The sequence below is a fragment of the Pseudomonas sp. PS01303 genome (assembly GCF_029959385.1).
Taxonomy (GTDB): domain Bacteria; phylum Pseudomonadota; class Gammaproteobacteria; order Pseudomonadales; family Pseudomonadaceae; genus Aquipseudomonas; species Aquipseudomonas rustica.
Genome location: NZ_JASCPK010000005.1, coordinates 94,150 through 103,220, shown reverse-complemented (window position 1 = coordinate 103,220; position 9,071 = coordinate 94,150). Strand labels below are relative to the sequence as shown.

13 protein-coding genes and 1 pseudogene are annotated in these 9,071 nt (G+C 54.9%); 2 read left to right on the top strand and 12 right to left on the bottom strand.

Annotation, left to right across the window (positions count from 1 at the left end):
* The first annotated feature begins 281 nt into the window (after positions 1-281).
* Positions 282-1,322: a DMT family transporter gene (locus QMX93_RS04185; RefSeq protein ID WP_282352941.1), complete on the top strand. Its 1,041-nt coding sequence runs from the start codon at positions 282-284 to the stop codon at positions 1,320-1,322.
* A gap of 151 nt (positions 1,323-1,473) precedes the next feature.
* Here the strand turns inward: QMX93_RS04185 and QMX93_RS04180 are convergent, their stop codons facing one another.
* From QMX93_RS04180 to QMX93_RS04125, 12 genes and pseudogenes are all read right to left on the bottom strand, one after another.
* Positions 1,474-2,592 (bottom strand): RelA/SpoT domain-containing protein, encoded by a 1,119-nt coding sequence (locus tag QMX93_RS04180; protein WP_282352939.1) that lies wholly within the window; start codon positions 2,590-2,592, stop codon positions 1,474-1,476.
* A gap of 25 nt (positions 2,593-2,617) precedes the next feature.
* A complete protein-coding gene (locus QMX93_RS04175; RefSeq protein ID WP_282352937.1) occupies positions 2,618-3,823 on the bottom strand; it encodes a DUF3596 domain-containing protein in 1,206 nt (401 codons plus the stop codon).
* Positions 3,824-3,982: 159 nt separating this feature from the next.
* Positions 3,983-4,360 carry a hypothetical protein gene (locus QMX93_RS04170; RefSeq protein WP_282352935.1) on the bottom strand — a complete coding sequence of 126 codons (378 nt, stop codon included), beginning with the start codon at positions 4,358-4,360 and terminating at the stop codon, positions 3,983-3,985.
* Positions 4,353-4,604, bottom strand: a complete 252-nt coding sequence (locus tag QMX93_RS04165) for a hypothetical protein (RefSeq protein WP_282352934.1) — start codon at positions 4,602-4,604, stop codon at positions 4,353-4,355. The genes QMX93_RS04170 and QMX93_RS04165 overlap by 8 nt, the downstream gene beginning before the upstream one ends.
* Entirely contained in the window at positions 4,601-5,116 is a 516-nt protein-coding gene (locus QMX93_RS04160) for an HNH endonuclease signature motif containing protein (RefSeq protein WP_282352932.1), read from the bottom strand. Before QMX93_RS04160 ends, QMX93_RS04165 begins: the two co-directional genes overlap by 4 nt.
* Positions 5,109-5,585 (bottom strand): hypothetical protein, encoded by a 477-nt coding sequence (locus tag QMX93_RS31040; protein WP_349016311.1) that lies wholly within the window; start codon positions 5,583-5,585, stop codon positions 5,109-5,111. The genes QMX93_RS04160 and QMX93_RS31040 overlap by 8 nt, the downstream gene beginning before the upstream one ends.
* Complete coding sequence (locus QMX93_RS04150; RefSeq protein WP_282352928.1) at positions 5,578-5,790, bottom strand: hypothetical protein; 213 nt, start codon at positions 5,788-5,790, stop codon at positions 5,578-5,580. Before QMX93_RS04150 ends, QMX93_RS31040 begins: the two co-directional genes overlap by 8 nt.
* A gap of 508 nt (positions 5,791-6,298) precedes the next feature.
* Positions 6,299-6,463, bottom strand: a pseudogene (gene csrA, locus QMX93_RS04145) (carbon storage regulator CsrA); the annotation flags it as partial.
* Between the two features lie 46 nt (positions 6,464-6,509).
* Positions 6,510-6,674 carry a hypothetical protein gene (locus QMX93_RS04140; protein ID WP_282352926.1) on the bottom strand — a complete coding sequence of 55 codons (165 nt, stop codon included), beginning with the start codon at positions 6,672-6,674 and terminating at the stop codon, positions 6,510-6,512.
* A gap of 2 nt (positions 6,675-6,676) precedes the next feature.
* Entirely contained in the window at positions 6,677-7,111 is a 435-nt protein-coding gene (locus QMX93_RS04135; RefSeq protein WP_282352924.1) for a TerB family tellurite resistance protein, read from the bottom strand.
* A gap of 148 nt (positions 7,112-7,259) precedes the next feature.
* A complete protein-coding gene (locus tag QMX93_RS04130; protein WP_282352922.1) occupies positions 7,260-7,574 on the bottom strand; it encodes a helix-turn-helix transcriptional regulator in 315 nt (104 codons plus the stop codon).
* Between the two features lie 132 nt (positions 7,575-7,706).
* Positions 7,707-8,477 carry a LexA family transcriptional regulator gene (locus tag QMX93_RS04125; RefSeq protein WP_282352921.1) on the bottom strand — a complete coding sequence of 257 codons (771 nt, stop codon included), beginning with the start codon at positions 8,475-8,477 and terminating at the stop codon, positions 7,707-7,709.
* 107 nt (positions 8,478-8,584) lie between these two features.
* On the opposite strand from QMX93_RS04125, the gene QMX93_RS31035 reads away from it, so the two are divergent.
* Positions 8,585-8,887: a Cro/CI family transcriptional regulator gene (locus QMX93_RS31035; RefSeq protein WP_349016308.1), complete on the top strand. Its 303-nt coding sequence runs from the start codon at positions 8,585-8,587 to the stop codon at positions 8,885-8,887.
* The last annotated feature ends 184 nt before the right edge of the window (positions 8,888-9,071 follow it).

Below are 9,071 nucleotides of genomic sequence, written 5' to 3'. Positions count from 1 at the left end.
TCTGCGATAACGTCCAACCGACCTCACGTTTGGAAAACGGGGAGCGCCCGGGTTCAGTCAGCCGCTGTTTATTCCTTAAGGGGTTGTTGGCCACTGGTACTTGGCGGGAATGACTCGCAGATCTTGTGGGTGTTTCCGACGATGACGTAGTTGGGGGCGGTGGCGTTGGGGGTATTGGTGGGGGGCGTAGAAGGACATAGTGCTGAGGTGATTGCGTCTTCACATAATCCTGACTGGAGCAGAGCTATTCTGCGAATGCCCCCGCACGGAGCGACGCCGCTATGAACCTGAGTATTTTCTACGCTTTGGCAGCCGCTGCACTGTTTGGCGCCAGCACACCGTTGGCCAAGTATCTGGGGCTGAACACTCCACCGATTCTGTTGGCCGGGCTGCTTTATCTGGGCAGCGGTGTTGGCCTAAGCATTGTTCGTTTTGTTCGTGATCGAGGCTGGCAACGACCAAAACTGGAGGCAGGAGAGTGGCCATGGCTGGCCGGTGCCATCTTGTTCGGCGGCGTGCTGGCGCCAGTGGCGCTGATGTTCGGTCTGACGCGGACGGCAGGCGCAACGGCCTCGTTGATGCTGAACCTTGAGTCGGTACTGACGGCCGTTCTCGCCTGGCTAGTGTTCAAGGAAAACGCCGATCGGCGAATCGTCATCGGCATGCTCGCCATCGTCTTGGGCGGCATCGTGCTTTCATGGCCACAAGACACCTCGACGGCGAATGACTGGACAGGGCCGCTCGCCGTGGCATTCGCCTGTCTGTGCTGGGCGATCGACAACAACCTGACCCGCAAGGTCTCTGCTTCGGACGCGCTGTTTATCGCAGGCAGCAAAGGCCTGGCGGCGGGCGTAGTGAATTGCGCTTTGGCACTGTTTATCGGCACGCAATGGCCTGCTGCGGGGTCGTTGGTTTTAACGCTGCTTGTCGGGTTTCTGGGCTACGGCATCAGTCTTGTGCTGTTTGTGCTTGCCCTTCGGGGGTTGGGGAGTGCGCGTACGGGAGCGTATTTTTCAACGGCGCCGTTTCTGGGCGCGGTGATCTCGATTGTGGTGTTGGGCGAGTCGGTTTCGCTGCTGTTCGGTGTCGCGGCGATGTTGATGGCGGTGGGGGTGTGGATTCATCTGATGGAACATCATGCACATGAGCATCTGCATGAACCGCTGGAACACGAGCATCGGCATACGCATGACGAGCATCATCAGCATGAGCATGGTTTTGACTGGGATGGTAAGGAACCGCACAGCCATGCGCATCAGCATGTGGCGTTACGGCATAGTCATGCGCATTTTCCTGATGTGCATCATCGGCATGGGCATTGATTGGTTACGTTGGGCGAAGCCCAGATGCGACAAAGCCCGCACTGGGCGGGCTTTGTCGTTGAGAGTTGGTGGAGCCGGGGGGATTTGAACCCGCATCCAACCCCCGTAATGCGTGGCTTTGAGCCAGAAGGCTGTCATTTTGCTGTCATTTCTATCTCGACCGCTTAACAGGCGCTCGGCCCAGCCTGGGGACTTTCAGAGTTTTCAACTCGTCACCGCGTTCTACCATCGCCCGAATTCGTCTTATGCGGCTTACGAATTTCCCCGTATCTAGGAAGTAGTTGGGATATGCTTTCCTGAGTGCCGCTAACGATTGTGCTGCTACCAATACGACTTGGACTCCCGGTTTGTTTTTTGCAAGCTTCTCTTGTTCCAAGTATTCGGTTGTAGCTTGCGGTAGTGATTCTCTAGAAAAACCATTCACGCTTACATTCATTGCAGTCGCATCAAGCTGCAGCAGGTAGTAGTGAGTACCTTGTCTGTTGGTGTCTTTTAGATTTTCAACTAGTGTATTGTACATGCCGAGCGATTTGATCACTTCTAGCTCAGTTTCAAGCTCAAGCATTTTCACAAAGGTTTGTAAGTTTGATAACTCTTTGTGCGCGTCTAATACCGGGGAGCCTTCTAAAATGGCAAAGCTTGAGGACGCGTAGCAGAAAAACTCAAGCCAACGCTCATTTCCAACACTAGATTTAAGCGCCTGGTTAAGAAAAACCCCAGCGGTCTCCACCGCCGTAGCCCATGCGTGCTGTATGTCATTTCGGAGTTGTAACTCCAGCAGTAGGCCTTCGTACGCAGTTGCTCCACCTTTTCTGTTGTTGTATTTGTAGACTAGATGTATTCCCCTATATCCAGAGTCTTTGGGATTCTGAATATAATCGTTTTCCGATACGAGCACGTGATCAAATTTACTGTGCAAGACATACGAGTCACGTAGTTGGTAAATCTGTCGGGCGGTGGATACAACCGCCCGAAGCCCACCGATGTCTTGCATCCTCGATAGACTCATGGAACTGAAACGTTCAAGTTTGGCGACTATCGATGGTATACGTTTCAGGCGCTGGGCCACTAAACCATCGATTCCGAGCGCGCTCATTTTATTGCGTAGGCCAGCTTGAAATGTATTTACAGGGTAGCTGTGGCTAGATCGCCAGTTGTTTAGAACCTGCAATGCCTCTTCAAATTGGTCGTCAGTGGCGTCGTCATCAAAGAGAGTCGCTCCTGCTCGCTTCACTCGTTCTTTACTGTAAAGCGGAGTCACCCAAGCCATTGCATCCCTCCTTGGTTTTTTTCGGTTAGATTTTGATGATGGCATTTTGCGCGCCCTCACGTAAATGCTTTGTCGAAGCCGTAGCCTCCACGCTCCACTGAGCTACAGCTTTCAACCCCATGAGGCTGTCGTCGTTAGACATCCATCTGCCATAGACTCTTGCGATCATTGTCCAGTCAGTGTGGCCCATTTGTTTAGCCACCCACATAGGATGCTCACCGGCTGACAGCATCATGGAAGCGTAGGTGTGACGGGTCTGGTAAGGCCTCCGATACCGGACACCAGCCTTCTTCATCGCAGGCACCCACATCGTTTTCCGAATGGGGCCGTCACCTGCCCAGCGTTCAAGGGTGCGCGGGTTCTGAAAGACCTCTGCGTCAGCCAGGAACGTATGAGCCTTCTGAGATTTCAAAGCTTCCAACGCCGGCTTGAGCAACTTCACGCTACGGCGCCCTGCTGCAGTCTTCGTCGTCTCTGCCGTTCCTTTGCTGGCCTGGGTCATCGCTCGGCTGATCATCACTTCTTCACGCAGCCAGTCGATGTCGCCCCAGTCCAGTGCCACCAACTCACTCGTGCGTAGGCCAGTCCATAGGGCGAACTGCATCATGTTGCGAGCCTGTCCGGAGAGGGCGCCCAACACGGCGTGTTGCTCTTCAGGACTGAAGGGGTCGACGTCGTCCTCTTTCGGCGGTGCGGACTTGCGTGAATAGGTCCAGCCGGCGAGGGGATTCAGCTCGATCAACTCCTCCTCGGTCGCATCATTGAGGGCGGATCGAAGGCAGCTCTGGATGTTGCTGAGCGTTTTGTTGCTCACCTCCAGCGTATCCAACCAGTCGCGCACTGCCTTACGTTTGAGCTCCACCAGCATCGTGTCGCCGAGGGCGGGAATCAGGCGCAGCGTGACCAGCTTCCGGTAACCATCAAACGTGCTGCTCGCGATGTGCTTCCGCTTTGCTTCGAGCCACCTGGTCAAAAAGCCGTTCATGGTTTCGCGGGATGCCTCGGGCGCGAACTTCGCTGCGCGGGCAGATCCCGGAAACGTAACCGAGTAGTCGAAGTTGCCGATCGATATCGCATGCTCGATCGCCGCCTTGTGCTGCTCGGCCTTCTTCAGATTAGTGGCGGAGGGCTTGAGCGTGATCCGCTCGCGGCACCGGACGCCCCGATACATGAACGTGATTTCGATACTCGTATCGGAGACCGCCCGAACTCCCCGCCCGCCTCTACCCATGACTCATATCCTTCTATGTCGAGAAGCGTCCGGCCATCCGGCGCTTTGATCCATATCTCACCGAGCCGCCAGATCCCGTCACGGATCTTTGAGCGGATCGCGTCTTCTGTGTAGCCAGACTCGCTGGCAAATTTCCTGACAGTCACATAGCGCATGACTTCACCGTGCTTCGTGTCGCGACACTTTTTCAAAGTTCGCGTTTTGTGTCGCGTCACGGCCATGCGTCACGCGAGCTGGAAATGCCACGCCCTCCCACTTGCCGGCCATTCCACGGATGTGGTGACGGTCGACGTGCGGGCGATGCGGCTTGCTTGCGTAAAGGCTGTCGCAGGCGGAGAACCGCTCAATGTCACCAGCGATATTCAGCAGCACCTGATGTTCGGTGGTGTTGACCTTGATCCAGCCGTCCTTCGTTTTCCCGTGATCGCTGGTGCGACTCAGGATGAAACGACGACCGCTGTTCTTGGCGCCGGTAGACGACTCGTTCAGGTAGTAGGCGATCGCTCCTTGGCGAACCCGCAGAATTGTCTTAGCCACGGCCAACCCCTTTGACTGGAGGTAACTCTGGCTTCGACTCAATGAAGCTGCTGGCGCTGTTCTCGCCGCCAATGTGGCGGAAGTAATCAATCTCTACTTTGGCGCTTTCGATCAGTACGCGGCTGATGTCGGAGACGGAAGATGCGCGCTGAACTTCCTTGGCCAAGTCTTCATCAGTGGCTTCGCGCACGGCCTCAAGCTGTGCAAAAAGGTGGTCGCGCAGGTCGCTGAGTTTGTTCTTCATGATTTTTCCCGTATGGCTCTTTTTAGGTCCTGCTGTGCCAGGATTACGTCCTGCAATTCAGCGGGGTATTTGCGTACCTGGTTGCGCCGGCAATGCTTGTCCTTTGTTACGAGCTTTAGGTTGGCCAAGGCTGTATTCCTGATATTTCCATCCCTCGCGACAATGACGCAGTCGTCGGGGATAGGTCCGTTTGCTTGCTCCCAAACCCATCGGTGTTCTAGTACCCACTCGCCACCGGGCAACTTCAGCGAGATGTACTTGCCGGTATCCCGCCGCTCGCCAGGCTCAATCCAGTTGTAACTTTTCTTGCCGCGCGGATAAGGCCTGAAACGAGTTGCGTCCAGAATTGGTTGGTCACGCCTCAGTCCGAGGTTGGCGGCCTTGTTCTTGATCTGGCCTGCCGTCTTACCTACCTTCAAAACCAACTCAGGCATTGGGGTCAGCGGGTAAAGCTCGGTCAACAGGGCTACTTCCTGCGCTGTCCACTTACGCCCAATACCGTCTTCACGCATGAAAAGCGCCATGCTGGAAGTGGTCTGCCAGCAACCCGGAGTTGACCGATTCCGCTGCTAAAACGTTACATCTGTATCGTTTATGAGACGCTATTGACTCCATGCATAACTGCACGTATTTAACCGGTTTGGTTTTGTTTCCAAGATGGTCTCTAGGAATAGGAGCAGGAAGAACATGCCACATCGAGGATCGACGTTTTGGTTGTGGGCCGATTGCGAGCTTCACCACAGAACTCATAGTGAAGTTGTTGGCAACGAAATCATTATTGATGTTCAAGCAAGACTTTCTCGACAGGGTGTAACCCAATTGTTTCTGGGCGTTTACTCCGAAAGTCTCCGCATCATTCATGAAGAGGCGTACACCGAGCGAACCGACGAGACGATGACTGCCGCGCTTTCGTGGGGAGTGGACAAGGCGCGCAGCATTGCAGCTGAATCCGCGGGCTCCTCCAAAAATCCTCTCATTCATGATTCCGCTCCTCGGAGTTGGCCACGGCGCGGAGTTTGAACGAGATCCCGCAGGCGCCGGCCAGCCTGGATAACTCACTGACGGTGGTGCTGGGCTCTTGGAGTTCCTGGCCGAAACGAACGAGGCGGGCGCCTAGGCGTGCAAACTCGTTTCCCCCGGTGACGCTCTCACGGTCGCGTTCCAGAAAACCGTTTGGACTGTTCATAGATTGAACCTCTCGTCCTGTGGGAGCGGAATGGCCACCGACGGCCCTTTCTCAGTCACTGAACTGGCCTGAGACGGCCGGCCTGCCTCACGCTCGTTAGTGCTGCTCTGTGGGAGCGAACTATCCGGCAAGCAACTGATACCAGTGTTGTTTAAGATCCAGCAGGTCACGCCGCGTGCGCTGTCATGTTGGACGCTGATTACTTGCTCGCTGGCGCTGACTTGGCCGGCGAGCAACAGAAGGGCGGCGATCATCATTGCTCGCATGGGGCGCTCTCCATCAGATTGCCGGCCGAGTAACCGAATACTTCTGCCTCGGTACCCAATGCTTTCTCGCGGAAGGGCAGATGATCGAGCAGTGTCTGCGCTTCACTTAGGCTCGGCAGCTTGAATACCACCGTGAGGAAAGCTGGCTCGGCACTGATCATCCGCACGCGATCATCGATGTGCATCGATTCGCGAACTACCGAGGATTTCTCGGTAGTTGGTCTACCAGCTTCTTCTAGTTTCTTCTCAGCCTGAATGCGCTGGTGAATCTCCTCACGGTGAACTGCGACCGACTCCGGCGCGGAGATCCCAATGCGCGCCTGCTGGCCAGTGATACCCAAAACAGTGACGCTGACGTCATTGCCGATACGGATCGTCTCGCCAGATCGGCGGGAAAGAATCAACATTGTCCTGCTCCTTGAGAGCGGCGGGGCGGCTAAACCGCCCGACCGATTATTTGGTCTTCGACTTTCCTGCCATCAGCACCACCATCAGTAATGCGACCAGCACCAGATCGCCCACCATTGAAATGATGCGGCTGGCAGAGTCGACGAAGACAACCCCACCGGCGAGCCCGTAAGCCGCAAGTGATCGCGCCCTGCCGAACACGGCCGGCATGGTTACAGGTGGTCTTTCAGGTTGAGCCCGAGGAGCTTCGCGCTGCGCTCCAGCGCCGTCAGTTCGGCCGGCTCGATCTCGCCGTCAGCCTCGGCAATGGTCAGCATCACGTTGAGCACTGTCAGCGCTTCGGAAGGGGAGTGCACCAGGTCGCCCAGTTCCTTTTCAGCGTTCTGCCGAAGGATACGGGCGCCAGACTTGAAGTCGGTCTTCGCCCGGTCGATGGTGTTGGACAGCTCCGCGCCGAAGCCTTGAAGGGCCGGGTTGTTGCTGAGGATGGTTTCGACTTTGGACAGCTCGCTGTCTTCGAGGTCGCCATCAGCCGCTGCGACGTAGATGCTGCCGTAGACGACTGCTTCCATCAGGTCGCGATTCGCCAGCTTCGCTACCGCTGCGCGGGCTTGGCCAGATTTCTTGCCGAACAATTTGCCTAACATGGGTGAATCCTCTTTCGTGGGTTGGGTGAAGCTTTTTCAAGGCCGAGCGAATCCCGGCCGCGCTGTTGGCTTTCGCAAAAATCGTTTTGGAATGGGTCAGGCTTCGCTGATCACCGGACTGCGCCCGCGCACAGGCGCACGCCGCTGATCACGCGATGAAGACACCCTGATACTGGTCGTGGTCGTGTTGTTGATTTGGGTTTGGAGCAGGTGCGCTGACCGGCTGGATCAAGCCGAGTGCGAAAGCCCTGGCAACCAAGGCAGCGCGGCGATTCACGCCAAGCTTTGTGGTCAGTGCGAGGAGGCGCTTTTTGATTGTGTCCTCAGTCACGCCTAGGGATCGGGCTGCTTCCTTGCCGGTAGCGCCACCAGCAACCGCCATCAAGCATTCCAGCTCTCGCCGTGCGGCGCCTCGACCCAAGAAGCCGGTGAAGCCGTGTGCAGTGATGATTGAGGTGTTCATGTAGGAAGCTCCATGCAAGTTACGATGGAGTACAGATTACCAATGGTATTTTTGTGTGTAAATACCTATGGCAATATTATTTTCTTTTGGCGAAAAAAAGACCGCGCTGATGCGGTCTTCATTTTGAAAGGGTTAACCTACATCGCCTCCACGCCAGATTACTTTCCCGATGATCGGGAGATCGGCCAAGGATGAGTCAGAAACAATCTCATCGGGATGAAGGCTCTTATCGGCATTGTCGTTTCGTATTACCCACGATCCAGCCAATTGCTGAATCATCCGCTTAATGCTTATTCCTCCATCTCGTCGCCGAAAGAGGTAGACCTGCTTATCCCGTGGCTCCTTCTGATTTGAGTCGAATAGAACAACGTCTCGCGGACATATGTAAGGCGACATAGCATCGTCATCGGCATAAATTATGAATAGGCCGGAGATACCGATATTCATTTGTCGAATCCATCCACGTCTAAAGACCAACCCCTCCGTTAAGCCGACATGATCATCGTTTAGCCCTCTCACATAGCGCTTCTTGGCCTCAAACTGAGGGATAAGAACGTAATGTTCTATTGGCGGAGTTCCTAACAACCTTTCGCCAATCGCGTTGCTTACCTGCATTGATCGGTGCAAAGCCTGACCAGCTTCAGAAATCCTATCGATTTCGGAAGCAAGTCGAGCGCTGAACTCTGAAACCGGGACACCCAGAATTTTGGCGAATGCGGCAGCTACGCTTGTGTTAAGCGGGTTTATGCCATTTAGGTAATGGCTTACAGAGCTTTGATTCATGCTCAGGGCCTCCGCCAGTTTTTCCTGGGTGAGGCCTAGTTCACGCTTCTTTTCATTGAAGATTGCCTTGAGCTTCTGGCATTCCTCTTTGCGGTCGTCGGGCAGTGGCTTCTTAGTCATGAGCCTAATTTATTCCCTTTGGTATTATCTTGACAAATGCCAAAAGTATTTACTTTAAAAAATGCCATAGGTACTATCTCCAAAGAAAAACCGACCGGAGAGGCGCCGTGAGCAGTATCCAATTGAAAGATTTCGCCCGTGAACGAGGGCAGCCAGAAGCAGCGATGCTTCTTGGGGTTACGCAGGGTGCGCTGAGCAAGGCTATCCGCGTCGGCCGCAACATTTCAGTTATCCCGAAGCCGGATGGCACCTTTACAGCTGAAGAGACTCGCCCTTTCCCATCTCGCACTGACTCAGTCACCCGCTCAGAAACGTCGCCAACCTTAAGTGAAACTGTATGCCCTATCTCACCATTGGGTCAGTCCACTGTTGGTGCTGTTAATTCATCCAGTATCGGCCAAGGCCAATGACTTTCCAAACGCTTGAGTGCCGTATTCAGCGGGGTCTTTTACTAACCCACAGAGTCCGCATGCTGTGTTTTCTGGATTGCCATTCTTTAATCGCGGTGAAGGCCCTTCTCGCCAAAGCAGGCTCATTATCGGATCAGCGCCACTCCGAAGGATCCGAAACGTACAGCCCGCTCCCTTCTTCTAC

Coding starts and splice junctions, on each gene's coding strand:
- QMX93_RS04185 (WP_282352941.1), top strand. CDS start 282: ATGAACCTGAGTATTTTCTACGCTTTGGCAGCCGCTGCACTGTTTGGC.
- QMX93_RS04180 (WP_282352939.1), bottom strand. CDS start 2,592: ATGGCTTGGGTGACTCCGCTTTACAGTAAAGAACGAGTGAAGCGAGCA.
- QMX93_RS04175 (WP_282352937.1), bottom strand. CDS start 3,823: ATGGGTAGAGGCGGGCGGGGAGTTCGGGCGGTCTCCGATACGAGTATC.
- QMX93_RS04165 (WP_282352934.1), bottom strand. CDS start 4,604: ATGAAGAACAAACTCAGCGACCTGCGCGACCACCTTTTTGCACAGCTT.
- QMX93_RS04160 (WP_282352932.1), bottom strand. CDS start 5,116: ATGCGTGAAGACGGTATTGGGCGTAAGTGGACAGCGCAGGAAGTAGCC.
- QMX93_RS31040 (WP_349016311.1), bottom strand. CDS start 5,585: ATGAATGAGAGGATTTTTGGAGGAGCCCGCGGATTCAGCTGCAATGCT.
- QMX93_RS04150 (WP_282352928.1), bottom strand. CDS start 5,790: ATGAACAGTCCAAACGGTTTTCTGGAACGCGACCGTGAGAGCGTCACC.
- QMX93_RS04140 (WP_282352926.1), bottom strand. CDS start 6,674: ATGCCGGCCGTGTTCGGCAGGGCGCGATCACTTGCGGCTTACGGGCTC.
- QMX93_RS04135 (WP_282352924.1), bottom strand. CDS start 7,111: ATGTTAGGCAAATTGTTCGGCAAGAAATCTGGCCAAGCCCGCGCAGCG.
- QMX93_RS04130 (WP_282352922.1), bottom strand. CDS start 7,574: ATGAACACCTCAATCATCACTGCACACGGCTTCACCGGCTTCTTGGGT.
- QMX93_RS04125 (WP_282352921.1), bottom strand. CDS start 8,477: ATGACTAAGAAGCCACTGCCCGACGACCGCAAAGAGGAATGCCAGAAG.